At 35.8% G+C, this 18,910-nt stretch carries 15 protein-coding genes, 1 tRNA gene and 1 pseudogene; 7 read left to right on the forward strand and 10 right to left on the reverse strand.

Annotated elements, in window-relative coordinates:
* The first annotated feature begins 83 nt into the window (after window positions 1-83).
* The 6 genes from HUB92_RS05655 (at window position 84) to HUB92_RS05680 (ending at window position 5,804) form a co-directional block, all read left to right on the forward strand.
* Window positions 84-956 carry a hypothetical protein gene (locus tag HUB92_RS05655; protein ID WP_209472654.1) on the forward strand — a complete coding sequence of 291 codons (873 nt, stop codon included), beginning with the start codon at window positions 84-86 and terminating at the stop codon, window positions 954-956.
* Window positions 957-1,830: 874 nt separating this feature from the next.
* Window positions 1,831-2,430, forward strand: a complete 600-nt coding sequence (locus tag HUB92_RS05660; protein ID WP_012673206.1) for a peroxiredoxin — start codon at window positions 1,831-1,833, stop codon at window positions 2,428-2,430.
* Window positions 2,417-3,364 carry a thioredoxin-disulfide reductase gene (gene trxB, locus HUB92_RS05665; RefSeq protein ID WP_209472656.1) on the forward strand — a complete coding sequence of 316 codons (948 nt, stop codon included), beginning with the start codon at window positions 2,417-2,419 and terminating at the stop codon, window positions 3,362-3,364. The genes HUB92_RS05660 and trxB overlap by 14 nt, the downstream gene beginning before the upstream one ends.
* 89 nt (window positions 3,365-3,453) lie before the next feature.
* Window positions 3,454-3,717, forward strand: coding sequence for an ankyrin repeat domain-containing protein (locus HUB92_RS05670; protein WP_244663056.1), 264 nt, complete (start codon window positions 3,454-3,456; stop codon window positions 3,715-3,717).
* Between the two features lie 52 nt (window positions 3,718-3,769).
* Window positions 3,770-4,536 (forward strand): IS5 family transposase gene (locus tag HUB92_RS05675; protein ID WP_410543339.1). Its coding sequence is split into 2 segments (ribosomal slippage): window positions 3,770-4,097 and window positions 4,097-4,536, totalling 768 coding nucleotides; the frame shifts between segments, so codons are not numbered across the junction.
* Window positions 4,537-4,580: 44 nt separating this feature from the next.
* Complete coding sequence (locus HUB92_RS05680) at window positions 4,581-5,804, forward strand: ankyrin repeat domain-containing protein (protein ID WP_244663057.1); 1,224 nt, start codon at window positions 4,581-4,583, stop codon at window positions 5,802-5,804.
* On the opposite strand, the gene HUB92_RS05685 is transcribed toward HUB92_RS05680, so the two are convergent.
* Genes HUB92_RS05685 through HUB92_RS05695 form a run of 3 tightly spaced genes read right to left on the reverse strand, consistent with a single transcriptional unit; the run spans window position 5,801 to window position 9,214 of the window.
* Window positions 5,801-6,721 (reverse strand): tyrosine recombinase XerC, encoded by a 921-nt coding sequence (locus HUB92_RS05685; RefSeq protein ID WP_209472658.1) that lies wholly within the window; start codon window positions 6,719-6,721, stop codon window positions 5,801-5,803. The genes HUB92_RS05680 and HUB92_RS05685 overlap by 4 nt on opposite strands.
* A 2-nt stretch (window positions 6,722-6,723) precedes the next feature.
* Complete coding sequence (lpdA, locus tag HUB92_RS05690; RefSeq protein ID WP_209472660.1) at window positions 6,724-8,112, reverse strand: dihydrolipoyl dehydrogenase; 1,389 nt, start codon at window positions 8,110-8,112, stop codon at window positions 6,724-6,726.
* Window positions 8,105-9,214, reverse strand: a complete 1,110-nt coding sequence (locus HUB92_RS05695) for a BamB-related PQQ repeat family beta-propellar protein (RefSeq protein WP_209472662.1) — start codon at window positions 9,212-9,214, stop codon at window positions 8,105-8,107. The genes lpdA and HUB92_RS05695 overlap by 8 nt, the downstream gene beginning before the upstream one ends.
* A 359-nt stretch (window positions 9,215-9,573) precedes the next feature.
* Between HUB92_RS05695 and HUB92_RS07295 the strand changes: the two are divergent.
* Window positions 9,574-10,500, forward strand: a pseudogene (locus HUB92_RS07295) (IS5 family transposase).
* Window positions 10,501-10,606: 106 nt separating this feature from the next.
* Here the strand turns inward: HUB92_RS07295 and HUB92_RS05710 are convergent.
* The 7 genes from HUB92_RS05710 to HUB92_RS05740 all read right to left on the reverse strand — a co-directional run bounded on the left by HUB92_RS05710 (window position 10,607) and on the right by HUB92_RS05740 (window position 18,860).
* Window positions 10,607-10,693 (reverse strand) — tRNA-Ser (locus HUB92_RS05710).
* Between the two features lie 31 nt (window positions 10,694-10,724).
* Entirely contained in the window at window positions 10,725-11,531 is an 807-nt protein-coding gene (locus tag HUB92_RS05715) for a phage/gene transfer agent baseplate hub protein (RefSeq protein WP_209472664.1), read from the reverse strand.
* A gap of 771 nt (window positions 11,532-12,302) precedes the next feature.
* Window positions 12,303-14,282: a WD0745 family porin gene (locus HUB92_RS05720; protein ID WP_209472666.1), complete on the reverse strand. Its 1,980-nt coding sequence runs from the start codon at window positions 14,280-14,282 to the stop codon at window positions 12,303-12,305.
* A gap of 207 nt (window positions 14,283-14,489) precedes the next feature.
* A complete protein-coding gene (locus HUB92_RS05725; protein ID WP_006279435.1) occupies window positions 14,490-15,311 on the reverse strand; it encodes a 3'-5' exonuclease in 822 nt (273 codons plus the stop codon).
* Entirely contained in the window at window positions 15,304-16,188 is an 885-nt protein-coding gene (gene era / locus HUB92_RS05730) for a GTPase Era (RefSeq protein ID WP_010082484.1), read from the reverse strand. Before era ends, HUB92_RS05725 begins: the two co-directional genes overlap by 8 nt.
* A 250-nt stretch (window positions 16,189-16,438) precedes the next feature.
* Entirely contained in the window at window positions 16,439-17,461 is a 1,023-nt protein-coding gene (cydB, locus tag HUB92_RS05735) for a cytochrome d ubiquinol oxidase subunit II (RefSeq protein ID WP_010962802.1), read from the reverse strand.
* Window positions 17,454-18,860, reverse strand: a complete 1,407-nt coding sequence (locus HUB92_RS05740; protein WP_209473390.1) for a cytochrome ubiquinol oxidase subunit I — start codon at window positions 18,858-18,860, stop codon at window positions 17,454-17,456. The genes cydB and HUB92_RS05740 overlap by 8 nt, the downstream gene beginning before the upstream one ends.
* Window positions 18,861-18,910: the final 50 nt, after the last annotated feature.

An 18,910-nucleotide genomic window follows, 5' to 3' on the forward strand; every position in this document is an offset into this window, starting at 1 on the left:
ATGAAAACTAGTATGCTCACTTTAAACAATTCTTAATGAATTAAAAATACAATTCATTCAGTGAGTTTTTTTAGTGGGAAAAAATGACAAAAAATATTTCAATTATTAGCAGAAACTTAATTAGTATCGAATTAGTTAACAAACAAGATTTAGAGAATTTCATCAAGATTTTCACAGTGCTTGATAAACATATAGCAGCTAAAACACTTTTTACAGAAGAAGTGAAAATAGAGTACAAGCAGCACAACGGCAAAGAAGTTGTTGAATTGCTAAAAGATACAGGCTTTACATATCATGATATTGAAAATGTATTGAATCACCTGAGTAAACACGGAATGGAAGTGCCCAGCAGCATCATAGCACATACCCTTTTTTCTGCATGCAATCACGCACTTGAATCTAAGGATGTAGCATTTTCCTTTTCTGAAGGATTTCCACAATTTAACATCAGAGTAAATAAGAACACCTTCATAATAACTCCTATGAGTGAAGAGAATTTGGAATTGAATTCACAAAATAGCAGAACGCTTATAGAGTCACTAAAGAGCGAAAAAAGTATTTATGATTGTATAGCAGAAGAAAATACCATTAAAGTTATAGTGCATTCTGAAATGCATCAAGCTATAAATTTGATTATAAAATCACTGATAAAGTCTCGCCTTTTAGCAAAAGAGGAAGAAGGAAAATTCAAAGAGAAATTGAGACAACTTGCTTTTAAGGATCAAGCTTTTGTTGAGTATTCTAGCATCAGAACCATCAATAGGTATCCACATAATCATCCTCTGAGGAAGCATGAAAGTGTTACTAAGGATATAGAAAATATTTTATGTGATTTCATAACAAATGAGAACAGCGAGTTTGCTATAGAGCGACTAAATAGGCTGAGCTCAGCAGTTTCTCCGGATACTCCAAGAATCATCACTAAAACTATAGATAAACTTGTTAAGTTTCACTAAGGTATACGAGAGCCAATAGACTTCTTATATTACCTTCTGTCATCCAAGTAGCTTGGCTACTTGGTTCTTTTTTTGGGTTCCAGCTATGTACATAGCTGTATGAACATTGTAGCCGTTATTCAAGTAGCCCGCAGAAGCGAAAAACTTACTTGACAAACTCCGCCAACTCCCTTATCATGAAACTGAAGCTATTTATTTATCTTCTCTGTACAGATTAAATGACAAAAAAACTCACGTATCTGGCGTCTCATGTTTAATTTTTTGCACTATGTGCACCTTATGTCTTTATAAAACTTCTAGGTTTTTACCTAATATAAGCTAAAATGCGCTTATAAAGCATTTAAAACATAAAAAAACGCCAACTTAAAAAATGGATAGTGAATAACTAGCTACCCTAGGGTTTCTTTTGCCTTTTTTTCTGTTTAGTAAATTTCTTAATGTTTATAATTTAGATTAGTTGCGGCTTAAAAGCAACTGAATCGCGGTTATTAAACGTTTAGAATAAAAAAACGCCATACTTGAAAGTATAATGTAAGTAATTAGCCAACCACGGGGCTTCTTTTGCCTTTTTTTTGTTTGGTAAATTTTTTAACATTTATAGCTAAACGACAACCGTCATCCCACTACTTGTTAGCGGGATCTAGAGATACCGCGAATGAATCGCGGTATGAAGGTTCGTGGCGGTATGACGGTTCGCGGTGGCATGACGTAGAATTTTATACTCACCAACTCAGTATTCCAACCTGGATTGTATCTTATCGGTAAAAAAGAAGAGCTATTTTAGGAAGTTTTTATAGGACTAAAACCAAAGAAAACTTGCATATAAGTTTATCAAGATGTAAAATTAAAGTTATTTTAAAAGAATAGGTTAATTATGAATCTTGTAACAAAATCTGCTATCGATTTTACTGCTTCATCTGTTCTCTCTGACGGAGAAATTGTTGATGATTTCTGTCTGAGTAAGCGCATAAAAAATAAGTATGCTGTCCTTTTTTTCTATCCACTTGATTTTACTTTTGTTTGCCCAACTGAATTGATATCGCTCAATAATAGAATAAATGAGTTTGCAAAGCGTGGTGTTGAAGTGATAGGAATAAGTGTAGATTCAAAATTTTCACATTATAAATGGCGAAACACTCCAGTTAATGATGGTGGTATTGGAGAGATTAGCTACACTTTAGTGTCTGATATCAAAAAGTCTATATCAAGAGACTATGGGGTCTTATATGATGACTCAATTGCGCTGAGAGCAACTTTCGTTATTGATGATAAATTTATTGTACGTCATCAATCGATAAATGATTTGCCTTTAGGGCGTAATATCGATGAATTCGTTAGAATCGTTGATGCAATTAAACATAATGAAGAGCATGGTGAGGTGTGTCCAGCAGGGTGGAAAAAAGGTAAGCCAGCAATGCAGGCAAGCGATGAAGGAGTAGCTGATTATCTAAACTCATATAGTGAAGAATTATAAGTTTAGTACAAAAGTTCTTATTATTGGATCCGGGGCAGCGGGTTATGCTGCTGCTATATATGCAGCACGTGCAAACTTAGAGCCAATTGTAGTAACGGGAATGCAGCCTGGTGGTCAGCTTACAATTACTACAGATGTTGAAAATTATCCTGGTTTTGTTTCAGTACAGGGTCCAGAACTAATGGAGCAAATGAGGTTGCATGCAGAAAAGGTTGGAGCAAAAATAATAGATGATGAGATAAAAAGCGTTGAACAACTTGAGGACTTTAATGAGTATAGATTTAGATCTTCTGGTAATATCAATGACTACTATTCAGATGCAATTATCATTGCATCTGGTGCGCAAGCGAAGTGGCTTGGTTTAGAAAGTGAAAAGAAATTTCAGGGTTATGGGGTTTCAGCTTGTGCGACTTGCGATGGTGCATTTTTTAGGAATAAAGTTGTAGCTGTGATTGGTGGTGGAAACACTGCTGTTGAAGAAGCAATATTTTTAACTCGATTTGCCAAAGAAGTGATATTAATACACAGGCGTGATAAATTAAGAGCGGAAAAAGTAATGCAAGGTAGGCTCTTTAAAAATGATAAAATAAAAGTAATGTGGAACCATACCGTAGAGCAGATTCTTGGAGAAGAAAATCCAAAAAGGGTTGCTGGTATTGCGATTAAATCAGCAGAGATCGATAAAACCCAAGAATTAAAAGTGGATGGAGTGTTCATTGCAATCGGGCATGCACCAAATACGGGTATTTTTAAAGGCTTTGTTGAAATGGATGAGCAGGGTTACATCATTACAAAACCTGGAACAACTTTAACTAGTAGGGCAGGAGTGTTTGCTGCAGGTGATGTTCAAGATAAGGTATATCGTCAAGCAGTAGTTGCAGCAGGAACAGGATGCATGGCTGCGCTTGATGCAGAAAAGTTTTTGGAGTCGTAGTTAATTCTAGGATTTTAGATAAATTGCTTGCAATTTTCCTTTTCTTTTACATAATTATATTAGTAAATCATTAATAAAGAGGGTTTAGTATGCCTTATAGAAACGGTGTAGCATATTATGGAGCTTATGGAGGTGGTGATAACACGGCATCGCAAGCTCGAAATCCGACAACTTCAAGACAGCTAAGTGAATCAACAAAACAGCTATTTAAGGCTATTGATGATGGAAACCTAGAAGATTTTAAAGAAGCTCTGGCAGAGGGTGCGGATGTTAATGCGTTTGATAAAGAAGGCATGACACCTTTGATGTCCATAGTTACTAATTTGTCTGCAGGCTCTGAGAGCCTGTCTTGAAAAGAAATGAGAAAGAGAATATGATGAGATAAGTAAAAAATAGTAGGTAAAAATGTATCCAAGTGATATAAGTGACAAAGAATGGGAAATTTTGGAGCCAAGTGTTGCACAAGGTGCAGTAGGACGGCCAAGAAAGCACAATATTAGAACAATTATTAATGCAATAAGATACATAATGAAAGGTGGTTGCCAGTGGAGAATGCTGCCAAAAGATTTTCCGCCATGGAAAACGGTGTATGATTATTTTCTCAGGTGGCGTAATAGTGGCAAATTGGAAGAAATACACGATATGTTAGTAAAAAAGGTAAGAAAAATGGTTGGCAAAAATGAAATACCTTCGGTAGGAATAATTGACAGTCAATCAGTGAAAACCACTCAAAAAGGGGATCCAGAGGATATGATGCTGGCAAGAAAATAAAGGGTAGAAAACGTCACATCATTGTGGATACAATAGGCCTAATTATTACAGCTGATGTTCATAGTGCAGGCATTCAAGATCGTGATGGTGCTCTAAATCTTTTTACTCAAGCTAAACGAAAAGCTTCAACGCTACAAAGGTTTCTCGCTGATCAGGGATATATTGGTAAATTGCAAAATTACTGTTTATTGAAAACAGGATGTTTATTGACGATTACTAAAAAAGCAGCTGATGCTGTAGGATTTCAAGTTATTCCTAAACGGTGGATTGTTGAAAGAACTTTTGCTTGGCTTTCCAATTTTAGACGTATGAGCAAGGATTATGAGCATTCTCCTCTTACTTCAAAAACTAATATCTCCTTTAATATGATTACTATTATGCTTGCTAAATTAGCTGCTTAGTTCCTTTCAAGACAGGTTCTGAAACAGAAAAAGAATATCAGAATATGATTAGGTTGCTCCTACTGCAACGGAGCATAGATGTTAATATTTCTGAACAAAATAATAACAATACAGTTTTGCATCTAGCAATGTGCTTTCAACAAAAGAAAACTTTACAACTCTTACTAAGTCATCCAAACATAAACACTTATCTAACCAATAAAAACCATCAAAATCCTGAGGGATGTGCTAGACAAAATCGTGCTGGGCATTTGATAATAGAAATACAAAAAGCACAGAAAGGAAAAGAATTATTAGCTGCTCTTTCTAGCGGAAATATTTGCCAAGCGAAAACACTATTGAATCAAGAGCTTCATCCTAATTGCTGGAGAAGAACCCAAGATGGAAGAATAAAAACACCACTTAGCTTAATTATTCGATTATGTTTACGAACGATAACAGAAGATGAAAAAGAAGTATTGACAAAACTTTTAAAACATAAAGACCTAGATTTTAGTTACGAGCAGTATGCACAATTAAAGCAAACAATTGAACAAGCTATTCAGAGCCGATTAACTGATACTATTAATAGAAAAGATTTAGATGATGTGAAAAAATTAGTAGAAGATAATTGTTTTATAAATCGTGCAGTTGTTACTGCTGCATTGGGGGGTGTTGATAATCCAGTTAACTCTATTAAAGATTATTTAAATGAAAAATTTCCTGCAAATACGAATAATATACCAGAAGATTTTGAGAAGTTTTTACAAGGGCTTGAAAGAACAAAAGCTCAACTTGTAGAGAAAGAGCAAGAGCTAACGAATAAAACTGGCAAAATTTCACAATTAGAAAAAGATTTAGTACAAGTAAGGCAGGAAAAATCGGCTCAACAAAGTGAATTGATTGAATTTAAAAGAATTGTGTGTGGAAGAGCAAGCGACACTGTCGAAATTTCACGATTAAAAAGAGATTTGGAACAAGTAAGGGAAGAAAGAGATAGGCTTTCATCAGAAAATAGACTGCTCCGTAGTAATAAAAACGAAAAATCCTCGCAAGCAATTTCTTCTGGTAGAAAACTAAGCAACTACGCTTCTGCATGTTTTATATTGCTCGGAGTATATACTGTTGTTGCATGTTTAGTAATAGAAGATTATCCAGGGATAATAAGTGCTTTCTTTACAGCAGTTGCACTGGCTTTTTTTTTATTAGGATGTTGTAGTTTATATAAAGCAAACACAATACTTAGTGATGTTGAAAGCACTCAGCTTGGTGGTTTAGAACGAAGTTAAAGTTTTGATTTCTTCTCCAGGCCCTGCTGAAAATTTTTGTACATGTTAAAAACATCTTGATAATTGAGGTGAGTGTAAATTTGAGTAGTTTCCAGGCTTGAGTGACCAAGCAGTTGTTGTATTGATCTTATGTCAATATCTTCCTGAAGCAAATGAGTAGCAAAACTATGGCGAAATGCATGTGGAGATAAAATTTCTGGTAAATTTAACATTCTCCTTATTTTTTGCAAACGATTGGCCACATAAGTTCTTCCCAATTTTTTTCCTCTTACTCCCACAAAAAGATGTTGTGCTTCATCAAGGTAAGGACAGGCTTTTACATATTCTTGTATACATTTTTTTACTACTGGGAGAATGAATACCTGCCTTTGTTTATCTCCCTTACCTGTTACTATTAAACTTTCATTGTTAATATCACTAACCCTAAGGTTCAACGCTTCACTGATTCTTAAGCCTGTACTATATAGCAGGACGATAATCGCAATTTCTCTTTTTACCACCCAAGATTTGCCCAGATCGGATAGTTTCATTTCTTCCAATAAAGTTTTTATATCAGGTATTGATAATGCTTTGGGCAAAGTTCTTCTCTGAATTGGCCTTGATAAGGAAAATACAGCTTCATTGTCTATATTGTGGTTATTTTTTATGTACTTGAAGAAATTTCTGATTACTGAGAGTGCTCGAGTGTTGGATCTTGCGTTTACACCTCTTGCGTAACGAGAGGTAAGCCAACTTCTTAACTCAGGTGCGCTCAATTTTTCCAAAGTGCCGACATTTACTTCTCCACCAATGTGAGTATTTAGGAAACTTATAAGATCCTTCAAGTCCCTCATGTATGACTCTAAAGTGTTTGGTGAATAAGATCTGTTGCACCTCAGCCACTCATACCATTTTTCAATGATTGAACCGAGGTCCACAATTATTTTTTAAAGAAAGCATCGATGCACGCATCTCGAAAGGCTTCATTTATATCAGGATGAGAGTGACAAATTCTGTATATATCCTCTGCTGCTGCGCCATATGCCATTGCAACTGCTGCTTCGTTGATTAGCGTATCAGCGTATGCCCCTATGATATGCACACCTAGTATTGTATCTGCTCTGCTACAAGTCAGCACTTTCACGAATCCTTCAGCATCATCAGTGATTTTTGCTCTGCCGTTTGCAGCAAATTGACATTTACCAACTTTGTACTTACGGCCAGCATTTTTGAGTTCCTCTTCGGTTTTACCAATCGAAGAAACCGCAGGGTGAGTGTAAATGACAGATGGTATGATTCCATAATCAACGTGAGGTGACTGTCCTGCTATTATCTCTGCAACTGCCACTCCTTCTTCCTCTGCTTTATGAGCAAGCATTGCTCCACCAATCACATCACCAATAGCAAATATTCCTTTCACATTAGTTTCATATCTGTTGTTAACTTGAACGAAACCGCGATTATCTTTTTCTATTTTTTCATCAATACCAAGATTCTCAGTGCATGGTTTGCGTCCTGCTGCCACCAATACCTTATCCGCCTCTATAGTGTTTGTTTGATTATCTTTTACAGAGCAAACTTTCATACTCAAAGAATTACTACTTTGTTTTATCTCCTCAACTTTAGTGCTAAGTAAAAATTTTATTCCTTGTTTTTGTAGACTAGAAAGTAGAGACTTACTTAATTCTCCATCCATTGCTGCAGCGATTCTGTCAAAAAATTCTACTACAGTGACTTCAGACCCTAGCCTCCTCCATACAGAAGACATTTCAAGCCCTATTGCCCCAGCTCCGATTACGACAAGTTTTTTTGGTACTTCAGTTAAAGATAATGCACCAGTTGATGAAATAATACTTTTCTCATCGATATTAATTCCTGGCAAAGAAATAACATCAGAACCGGTTGCAATTACTATATTTTTTGTCTTCAGCACCTTACCTTCAACTGAAACTTCAAGATTACCTTGGTCAAAAGAAGTAATTTTCCCAAGCCCATTGATTTTAGTGATTTTGTGAAGGTTAAACAGATATTCTATACCTTTTCCAAGTTCCTGAACTCTGGCGTCCTTATAGCCTAGCATTTCTTTTAAATCGAAACTTGCGTCCTTAATTTTTATGCCAAGCTTCGACAGATCATTTTTCGTGTGAGCATACTGATAGGAAGAATGGAGCAATGCTTTGGAGGGTATGCACCCAACCCGCAGGCACGTACCACCAAAAATGCTATTTTTATCTATGCAGGCAACTTTCAATCCAAGTTTTGCAGCAGCGATAGCACACTTATAGCCTCCTGGGCCACCACCTATAACAATTAAATCATAATCAGTCATAAAAAACAAACCTATTTTCTAAAGAATAAACACCTTTTCCCTCAGTTGTTACATATATCTTATTGCGAGTAAACACTGGAGTGTGAAACACATTACCAGGTACTTTGACTACCTTTCCTGCACTTTCAGATCCCGGAAAAGCAAACATTGAACCTTTATTGCTTGTCACCCACAGTGTATGGGCATGCATAATTGGAGCAAACAATTGCGTATTTTCTATTAAATCAGATGCCCAGACTGTTTCTCCATTTTTTATATCCAGGCCAATTATTTTATCGTCTTTAGTAACTATAAAAATTCTTCCGCCTTCTTTTTGTTTCTTTACAGGAATGAGAGGACTGTAATATGATTCAATGTCTGATACACTTTTTACTTGCAGTGACTTTGACCATAAAATATTTCCTGATTTCACGTCAATGCTATAAATATAAGAATTATTTGTAGCTATTAAAGTATCGCCAAGCACTCTTGGTGTAGTAGTTACATCTGTGAGCTCTGTATCCAAAAGGTTTGTAGCCAATTTTTGGCTCCACAATTTTTTACCGTCTTCATTAAAAGCTATTAACTCACCATTTGAAAATGGCGCTATTATTTTATCGTTAGAAATTGCTGGCGATATGGAATACCAATCTCGAACCTCATTGATACCGTTTTGATAAGTCCAAACGGAGCTGCCATCTTTTATATCAAACACGTACAGATAATTATCAATAGTCAATACTACCAATTTATTATTTATTACTGCTGCTTTCCCTCTTACTGGAGCTCTCAATTCTTTTTCCCACTGAATCTCGCCGGTTTTTGCATCTATTGTGTGTAGAACGTTATCCACTATAAAGAAAACGTTTCCTCTGTGACGCAATAGGCTCATGTTACTAATTTTTTTCCTATGTGAGAGGTGTAATTTCCAATTCATAGCCTTTGAGTTATCAATATCAAAGGAATATAAAGCGCCGTGCTTGTCTGATAAAATAACGCTATCTTCTGTAAGCACTGGAGCTACATATCCTTGAGATAGTTTTTTATCCACTAGAATTATTCGCTCGCTTGCCATTGTGTAACTGCTACACAATAACATTATCATGACAATTATTACTTTCATTATTTATTGAAAACAAGATTCATTAATATACATCTTAAGAACCTTAATTACAACGGAAATGTTCTTGCTGCATGTTAAAAACGTTGATTTATGAACGAAATATTATATTATTATGTGAGATAATGTATACTCTTAGAGGTAGTACACCTCATCCACTATGCGGCAACGTGCATAGCTGTACGAACATTGAGATATAAAAGTAATTTATACCAAGAAGAAAGATGTTATCCAAATAGCCTCTTTTCCTGTCATCCCAGTGCTTGACACTGGGATGGCTCTGTTGCATCGCAACTGAAAAAATCTGGTGGCTACTGACAAAATTCATTATAAAATAGCCATTTAACCGCTTAAGGAAAAATATGCCACAAAAAATGAGAGTTAGTAACTGCCATGAATATAACAAATTTCTAGAAAAAAGAGGAAATATTTTTCGTTACATCGATAAAGCTATCGAAAATTGGTATGAAAATAGTCCAAAAATGCAGGGCGGCAACTATATTTATAGTGATAAAGTTGTGATTTTAGTGCATATAATCGTTAATCTTTTTAGAATTGGCTTAAGACAAACAGTCGGGTTTATAAAAGGATATTTGCAACAAATAGGAAGAGATTTGGCAGTTATCAGCTATTCGCAAGCTTCAAAAAAAACTTAATATTAAGATCAATGATTGCAGAATTGATAAAAATAATATGGAAGATATCGAAATTGCCATAGATAGCACAAGCATCAGCATTTATAACAACACACAGCAAGGAAAATAGCGCTGACAGAAAATATCGTGGTTATGAACAGACAAGAAAATTGCATGTAATGTTGAATATAAACAGCAAAAAAGCCATAGCTGCAAAATACAGTAACGGTCTGATCACTATGGAGCTTGCGATTTACTTAAAGGAGTTAATTTTCAGCATGCCATAAAAGCACTATATGCAGACAGAGCATATGACAGACATAAACTCTATAAATTGTGTGATGAATGCGGCATAAAGACAAAAATTCCTCCAAAAAAACAATGCAGCAGAGCATCCAAAGTATGGCAGAGAGAAATGCTGCAATTAGACTAATAAAGTCATACAGCGAAGATGGAATGAAGAGGTGGAAAAGGCAAACAAACTACGGAAAAAGATCTTATGTAGAAAGTTTTTTCTCGCGACTGAAACAAACATTCGGGTTTAATTTTCGGAACAAATCTGAAATTAATCGTGGGAAGGAACTGCTACTCAAGTGTTATTTGCTTAATCAATTTACTGACATTGGTATGGCTAAATTTGAAATGGCTACATGAATTTATCGTAAATTACCACCGCATAGTTGTAACATTGTACCATATTACAATGTTCGTACAGTTGTGTGCGCGACCGGGGGTTTTATACTATTCTAGAAGTAACATACGGAAAAGGGGGGATTCGAACCCCCGACATATTTTCATATGTGCACGCTTTCCAAGCGTGTGCTTTAGACCACTCAGCCACCTTTCCATGCTTATTCATAATATTGAAAATTGTACTGCTAAACAATATAAAAACCTGGTATATAGGGTTCACCACGAAAATTCACAGTATTGTTAAACTTGCTTCTGCAAGTTGGAAATGTTTTATCGCAACCTGCGAGTATTGAATATTTATCTCCAGCAAAAATTTGGTATGGAGGCGAAGTAAACAACGTAACTACTTTATTTTTATATTCTTTTACTACACCTTCAAACGCTATTGAGCCAAAGAATTTTACTGCTCCGTGCTTATAATATTCATCACTCTCAGTTAAATTCGTGTCTTCAAATCTTCTTTCGTCTATTACTTTAGTGATTGTACTTATTTTACTAAATTTTTTAGTATCGGCTTTACATTTATCATCGCAAAATTGTGCTCTGCATGCAGGAGAGTATAATTCTGCTATGCTTCTCTCAAGCTTTGCTGAAAGCCCTCTAATTTCAACAATAAATCTTCCACTACTTAATGTCACTTTACCAAAAATTCCTGAATGTAGATTCATTGTTCCCTGGGTCAAGTCTTTATAATTCACAAGAAATATTTCAATATTTGCAAAGTCGTACTTTCCTGATAAAACATCTTCTTCTTTAATATCAGCACTATTTAATATCCCTTCAATTTCTAGATTATCAGTTTTCAAATCGCTGTTTAATATTATACTACTGGCTGTAAATCCACTTGAAGATTTATAGAGTATATTATCAATATTTAAATCTTCATCATAGTCAGTGAATCCCATTACTTCTCCACCTGCGAGCTTTAATTTCCAGCACGTAGCGGTGGTAAGTAATTCTCCAGCTAAATGATTTTTTAGTGTGGTTTGCATAGGGGCCTCCTGCTTAATTGATTAAATTTGAAAGTAGCTATACGGCCAGTAGAATAAGGGCAGTGTGTTCTTTTCTCATCATCTAAGTAGCCATAAAGCGTCATTCCGGTGACCATAGGGTGTCATTCCAGTGCTTGACACTGGAATGGCTTTGTTGCATCGCTAGCTATGATGGATTAAAGATAAAAAAGATGGAGAATATCAGTAGCTTATTATTCTGGTATTTATAACAAGAACGGTCAGTGAATACCTAAATTTGAGTAAAAGAAATTTCACTACCACTCACTAATCCGGCTAAAATTCAAGAATTTCAATGCTTTAGCTATTTTCAATAGAATTAAATTTATTAATGTAAATAATAAATTACTATTCTTAAATTTGATCAGATTGATTGCAAAAAAACAAGATTTTCAATAGATTACTTATAATCCTAACTATAGTTAGCCTTTCATAAGTAGCGATGCAACAAAGCCCACTGGAATCCAGGAAATTTTGCTTGTAAGTAAGCAAACTGATTTGGTGAGCATAAAAAGTGGCTGATCTTATGCTGAATAAACGCTTTTGATGAAGTTGCATGGAAAGCTGGATCCCAGTGTCTGGGCACTGGGATGACATCCTTCTTGGTGGAGTGTCCTCAAATCACAATGTTCGTACAGTTGTGTGTCACGCACTGGGATGACAGGAGAGAGGACACCATATGTTTATTTGATCGACAAATAAACACTAACAGACAAGAATACACCACAGTTAACTGTGGTGTGTACTGGCTGGTTAGAAAGAAAACTTCACACCAGTAAGAAGGAGAATTCCTTGGTTAGAAGGTACATCAGCATCAGACTCATCTTTCAGCTTACCTGTTTCGTTAGTCATAAAATAATGGAGAGCTGCGTAAGGAACAAATTTGCTCTTACTGCATGCAGGAGACAGATCATATTGAACGCCAAGTGCACCATCATGAAGCATATCTTTGTCATTCATTCTGCTGCCAAAATACGTCAAACTTGTGTAGATATTCTCATGTTGATACCCAGCTCCTACAGTCCAATACATGGTATCTATACTATCTTTACCAAATTGAGCTTTCAGCCCTTCCACTCTTTTGCCATCAGTAGCATCTTTACTATCAATTTCCGTATAGGTATCACCAATTAATTTTTTAATACCCTTCGGTTGACCAGATTTGCCCAAGTATGCAAAAGAGGCAGCAAACTTTACGCCTTGATCTTCATTAATCTTATAATCAGCGCTTACACCAAAATTAACACCCATCAGGTCATTATACTCCACAAATTCCTTATAAAGATGCTTATCTTTACTTGGTTGCTTTGGAAAGCCATATTCACCAACTGCAGAAGTTTTAACTTTTATGTTATGTTTATCAAAGTCATATTCATATGATGCACCAGCACTTACTATGTGCTCATAGTCTGGGCCGACATGCTTTATCGTTTCCTTATGTTCTATCTTACCGCCTTTATCTTCTGAAACTGTTTCTTTTACAGTAAACAAACCACTATCATAACGAGGTGAGTAGCTGATACCAAATCTTGCGCCCATATAATTTGGTGAGTAGTAAGCAACTCTAAATGGCAGTGTAGTCATAACGCCTTTGTTATATTTCTCTGCCATGCGGAAAGAGAATTTTTCACTTTCACTCGAAAAACTTTCAGTGTAAAGACGTGGTGTTACATAAAATGGAAAGCTAGCAGCGCTTCCTTCTAAGTTCACTTTTCTGAACCAGTCACTATCTGCAGCTCCGTCAACAGTCGCAATTCTTGTTGCATCAAGCCTCATCAGAGCCTCAGGACCAAATTGGTAACCAAGCTTCACGTCACCATATTTTGAGTTAACAAACACATGCGCACTTCTGCCTTTTGCAGCATAAACACCCTGTGAAGCTCCCTTACCTTCGGTCACTGGAACATGAAACTGCACGTCAGCACCATAAAGAAGACCTAAATCTTCATTCTTATTTTCTGCTCTGAGGTGCAATATCGCGTCAGCAATCATACCCATATCGTTGCTGTAATCACCAATATTTCCTATTCCTTCATAGAATATTGGATTTGCTCCTCTTGTTATATCTGGAGTGGCATTATAATACTCTGTAGATCTGTTTGGCATAACGTTATAACGTTTATAATCTGCGCCACTTGGTCCAGCTTTGCCATAACCTTGAGCATCAACAACACCACCAAAAGTTATTCTTAAATTACTTTGCCCTTGATTGGTATCGATAATATCAACTCCACCAACTGAAACAACAGGACTTGCCTTACCTTTTTCCTCTGTATTTTTGTTAACAACTTTTATATCCTTCTTTACATCTTTAGCTTCAACTTTAGCATTCTTAGTTTTAGAACGCTTAGTTTTTGAAACTTTACCTTTTTCTATATTAGAATTCTTAGCGTTTAGAGCTTTCGCTTTTGAATCCTCTATAAGCTTTGCTTTTTTCTCATTTGCTAGCCTGATCTCCTCTTTTTTCTTCTGCTCGGCTGCTAATCTTAGCTCCTCTTTTTTCTTAAGCTCTTCAGCTTTTTTTCTTGGATCAGCATTACATATTCTGTCCATCTTTTCTTTCAGTTTTTTATTTGATGTTTTCATAACTTCCACTTTTCCAGAAGTTTTTGTGCTCTCTTGCTTTTTTATTTCCTTCATACTCTCATCAGGAAAGTCAGCTGCAAAACTGCTGAAAGAACATAAAGTTAATAAAGAAACTAGAGCAGTTCTAGTATACATAGACTTTTTCATGAAGTGCCCCCAAAAAATTTCGAAATCATATCTTAAATGTAAATAGTATAAAAATGTTGAAAATTCAACTTAAAGCAACCTTATAACGAAAATAAAAGTAAAATGCAATACCTTAAAAGCAACTTTCTTAATATGCTCAACGTGTATATTAACCAAAATTTAGTACAGAGGTTCGCTTGTTAGTGCATTATAACTCGACTATTTATTCTATGGAAGTAAAATTTTTCCACCACAAGTTATTTGCCATTCTTCTTTAAATTTCTTTAGGTATTCTTTTTTTTCGCACTCTAAAAGTAGCTCTTCCACACTTTTGTTGTAGCTTTCAGTAGTAATCCTTCCCTGATGATGCATGAACCTTAAGTAAATCAAATAAGTGTTAATTACATCTGTTTCACAATAATCTCGAATCTCTTGTATCTTGCCGCTATCGTATAAGTCCATAACTTGTGACCCATCAACTCCAATCTTACCAGGAAGATTAAATGCTGCACAAACTTCGTTCATTTTTACTCTCGCAGAAGCTCCAAAATCAGAGAGGGATTCAAGCAAATCACAATGCCAATCACTGCTATATCTCTGATTGTAACTATTCCACTTATCGCCAGCTTTATGAAAATATTCTGCTTGAATGCCATGGACCATAGCACGATACTTCAGCACTGGTATATCAAAAGTGCGTCCGTTGAACGAAACTAATCTTGGCTTTTTCTCTGATATGTAGTTAAAAAATCCTTTCACTAGCTCCTTTTCACTGGAATTTAGTGTGCCTCCAGATCTTATTTCTTGCAGTGTGAACACCTCATAACCACTCTGGTAGCTTATATTGCAAAGTAAAAAACTAATAACTACAACAAGGTGAAAAGGCTGACGCAGAAAAGAGTTTTGCCCGTTTGTTATTTCAAGATGATATTTTGTTAATGCATCCCTCTTCTCTTCTACACTACTATCATCACTAATATTGAGTAAATTTTTGCAGGAATTTACATCTGGTATAGTTTCAATATCAAATACCAATAAAGAATTAAGCATTGCCTATATACTCCTCCGGACGGTCGATCCAAGGTCGCACTTTCACAAATAAAAAGAGGTGTACCTTGCACTCAAATAATTTTTCTAGTTCAGCACGCGCTTCGATATTAATTTTTTTAATATTACTGCCATCTTTTCCTAGTACTATTTTTTTATGACTATCTTTCAACACAAATATGATCTGTTTGATGACTAAACTCTTATCTTTTTTTTCCTCAAATTGTTCAGTTATAACAGCTGTAGAGTATGGCAATTCTTCACGCAAGTTCAAGAATAATTTTTCTCTCGTAATTTCTGCTGATAAAAAATTTGTCGAGGAATCGGTTATTTGATCTTCTTCATAAAACCAGGGGCTCACCGATGCAACTTCAGACAAGTAATTCATCAAATCAGAAAGTCCATCATTCTTTAATGCTGATATCATAAAAACCTTTTCAAATTTATAAAGCAAATTCAGATGTTCATGCGCCATCTTTAATTCAGGCCTTTTTACCAAATCAGTTTTATTGATAACCAAAATGCATCTGCCTTTTGTGCGCTGCAGCCGCATAAATATAGTCTTAATTCTTTCTATATTTTTCAAATAATTGCTTACATCAACAAGCAACAAAGTGATGTCACTATCCTTAACTGCCGACCATGCAGATTTGACTAAAGCTTTTTCAAGTTTTGTTTCTGCTGAGAAAATTCCTGGGGAGTCAGTAAAGACAATTTGTGTGTTGTTGCATGTTGCAACACCCCTTATTTGCGTCCTTGTTGTTTGCACTTTAGGGGTGACAATTGCAATTTTCTTGCCTATGATGCTGTTAATTAATGTAGACTTCCCAGCATTTGGTAAGCCAGCTATGGTTACAAATAAGCATTTTTGTTCTTTCACAAAGAAAATTATAAAGAAAACTGAATGCCCGCGTCAAGCTACTTATATGACAAGAAGGATGACAGAACCCTTTTTGGTTAGCATGCAAAAAGGAAAAAAACTTATTCTACAAATTAAAAATACAATATACTCAAAAACTTTTCAGAAAATCCATAGGAGGGTTTGCTAATGAAGGTTCTTGAGTTGACGCCATTGCCTGAACGACTGCTTGATTTAAGGGTAACGTTTTAACCATAAGGTCACTAACTCCTTAATATGTGTGTTCATAATTTGATTTTCCACGAAAGACATAATAGCAATAACCAGTGTAAGTTAAAATGATTGGTAAAAGCGGTATTATAACAATGAGCATTAAAGATAAACTTGGCCCAGAAGCGGCTGCATCCAGAATGGTATATTGAAAAGGTATAATCCATGGGTAGATACTAATTCCTAAACCTAAATATCCCATAAAAAAAATAGCAATACTGAGAAAGAATGGACGGTACTCCCGTTTAGTATTCTGAAGATCAAACCACAGCATGAAAAATAGCCAAGATGTGAGTAATGGAATAGAAAATAAATAATAAAAATTTGGCATGCTAAACCAAAAGTTTTTAATACGTTCATTTAAAAATGGTGTCACTACACTCACTAGTCCCATGAAAATACCTACAAAACCAAGCGTATAAGAAGCAACCTTGCGTGCCCATTCTTGTGTTATATTTTCTGTCTTCATTATGAGCCATGTAGAACCTAAAAGTGCATATCCAAATATCACAGCAATGCCTGTCATTACACTAAAAGCACTTGCCCAATCAAATTGGCCACCAGAAAAGTTGCGTCCGTTTACTTCTACACCATGTATAAATGCACCTAAAATCATGCCTTGGCAAAATGCAGCACCAAGTGACCCAAAATGAAAGGCATAATCCCATAATCGCCTGTATTTTCCTTCTGCCTTAAAACGAAACTCAAAGGATACTCCGCGCACTATAAGGCCAAGCAGCATAATAATGATTGGAATATAAAAAGCAGGCATTAATATTGAATATGCAAGAGGAAAAGCAGCAAACAACCCTCCACCACCCAATACCAACCATGTTTCGTTTCCATCCCAAAATGGTGCAATTGAGCTTATCATGTGATCACGGCATTTATCTGACGGTGCAAAAGGAAGTAAAATACCAATACCTAAATCAAACCCATCCATTAAAATATACAGTAAAACAGCTATGGCAATTAGTAATCCCCAGATTAGGGGTAAATTAATTAAGGAAGAAAAATCAAACATGATTGTTGTCCTTTCCAGATGTACCAGCATCAATCGCTGAAGCTCCAATACCGTGTTTATAAAATTGCTCTTCTTCTTTAATGACAGGAATTCCTTTGTATATAAGTTTCAGAATATAGTAACTACCTGCTCCAAATATAAGGGTATACATAACGATAAATGCAATCAAAGACCATGCAACCTGAGGACCGGTAATCGCAGATGAAAATGATTCAATTGTGCGCATAATTCCATATACAGTGTAAGGTTGACGGCCAATTTCAGTAGTAAACCAACCTGCAAGTAACGCTATGAACCCAGACGGCATCATTGATATCCACCATCCATGTAAGAAACAACTTTGGAATAATTTGCCACGAAGATACTGTATAACACTTACTGACCCAATTATGATCATTAAAATTCCAACTCCAACCATTATACGGAAGGACCAGAATACCCATACTACAGGTGGTCTATCTTCTTTTTTCCATTCCTTTAATCCTTTTACTTCTCCTAAAAAATCATGTGTTAAGATCAAGCTGGCAAGATTAGGAATTTTTATCTCGTAGTGATTAATTTCATTTTGCTGATCCGGATAAGCAAATAAAAGTAAGCCAGCCCCTTTTTCGGTTTCCCATATACCTTCCATTGCAGCAATCTTAGCAGGTTGATGCTTTAGTGTATTTAATCCATGCCTATCTCCCATGAACAGCTGAAATGGTGCAGCTAAAGCTACCATAATGGTTGCCATACCAAGCATAATTCTTGCTTGAGGAGCATGTCGTTTTCTCCAAAGATAAAATGCTCCTACACTACCAACCACAAAAGCTGTTGTAAGATAGGCTGCTGTTACCATATGAATAAAGCGATAAGGGAAAGAAGGATTAAAAATAATCTCTAACCAATTGGTTGGATATAGGAGACCATTCTCACCAATCGTGAATCCAGCGGGTGTTTGCATCCAACTGTTGGCCGCAATAATCCAAAAAGCTGAAATAAGCGTTCCCACTGCAACAATACAAGTAGAAGCAAAGTGCATACGAGAACTTACTCTATTCCATCCAAATAGCATAATACTCAAAAAAGATGCCTCCAGAAAAAAGGCTGTTAAAACCTCAAAGGAAAATAGAGGGCCGAGAACATTGGCTATGCGGTCAGAAAAAATCGACCAATTGGCACCAAGTTGATATGACATTACAACTCCAGATACCACTCCCATGCCAAAAGCAACGGCAAAAATCTTAATCCAGAATTTATAAACATCACGGAAACGTGTATCACCAGTCTTAAGCCAACACCATTCCAAAAAGGCTAGAAAACTTGCAAGCCCGATCGTGAAAGCAGGAAATATAATGTGAAAGGCTATTGTGAAGGCAAACTGAATTCGAGCTAATAATAAAGGATCAAATTTAAACATTTTACCTAATACCCATGTATTACAAATAATAGCCAAATCTGCCTATAATT

The sequence above is a fragment of the Wolbachia endosymbiont of Wiebesia pumilae genome (assembly GCF_017869285.1).
Classification (GTDB): domain Bacteria; phylum Pseudomonadota; class Alphaproteobacteria; order Rickettsiales; family Anaplasmataceae; genus Wolbachia; species Wolbachia pipientis.

What these genes read in the sequence shown, in the direction of transcription:
- HUB92_RS05655 (WP_209472654.1), top strand. Translation starts at nt 84, where the DNA reads ATGACAAAAAATATTTCAATTATTAGCAGAAACTTAATTAGTATCGAA.
- HUB92_RS05660 (WP_012673206.1), top strand. Translation starts at nt 1,831, where the DNA reads ATGAATCTTGTAACAAAATCTGCTATCGATTTTACTGCTTCATCTGTT.
- HUB92_RS05670 (WP_244663056.1), top strand. Translation starts at nt 3,454, where the DNA reads ATGCCTTATAGAAACGGTGTAGCATATTATGGAGCTTATGGAGGTGGT.
- HUB92_RS05680 (WP_244663057.1), top strand. Translation starts at nt 4,581, where the DNA reads ATGATTAGGTTGCTCCTACTGCAACGGAGCATAGATGTTAATATTTCT.
- lpdA (WP_209472660.1), bottom strand. Translation starts at nt 8,112, where the DNA reads ATGACTGATTATGATTTAATTGTTATAGGTGGTGGCCCAGGAGGCTAT.
- HUB92_RS05695 (WP_209472662.1), bottom strand. Translation starts at nt 9,214, where the DNA reads ATGAAAGTAATAATTGTCATGATAATGTTATTGTGTAGCAGTTACACA.
- HUB92_RS05715 (WP_209472664.1), bottom strand. Translation starts at nt 11,531, where the DNA reads ATGCAAACCACACTAAAAAATCATTTAGCTGGAGAATTACTTACCACC.
- HUB92_RS05720 (WP_209472666.1), bottom strand. Translation starts at nt 14,282, where the DNA reads ATGAAAAAGTCTATGTATACTAGAACTGCTCTAGTTTCTTTATTAACT.
- HUB92_RS05725 (WP_006279435.1), bottom strand. Translation starts at nt 15,311, where the DNA reads ATGCTTAATTCTTTATTGGTATTTGATATTGAAACTATACCAGATGTA.
- cydB (WP_010962802.1), bottom strand. Translation starts at nt 17,461, where the DNA reads ATGTTTGATTTTTCTTCCTTAATTAATTTACCCCTAATCTGGGGATTA.
- HUB92_RS05740 (WP_209473390.1), bottom strand. Translation starts at nt 18,860, where the DNA reads ATGTTTAAATTTGATCCTTTATTATTAGCTCGAATTCAGTTTGCCTTC.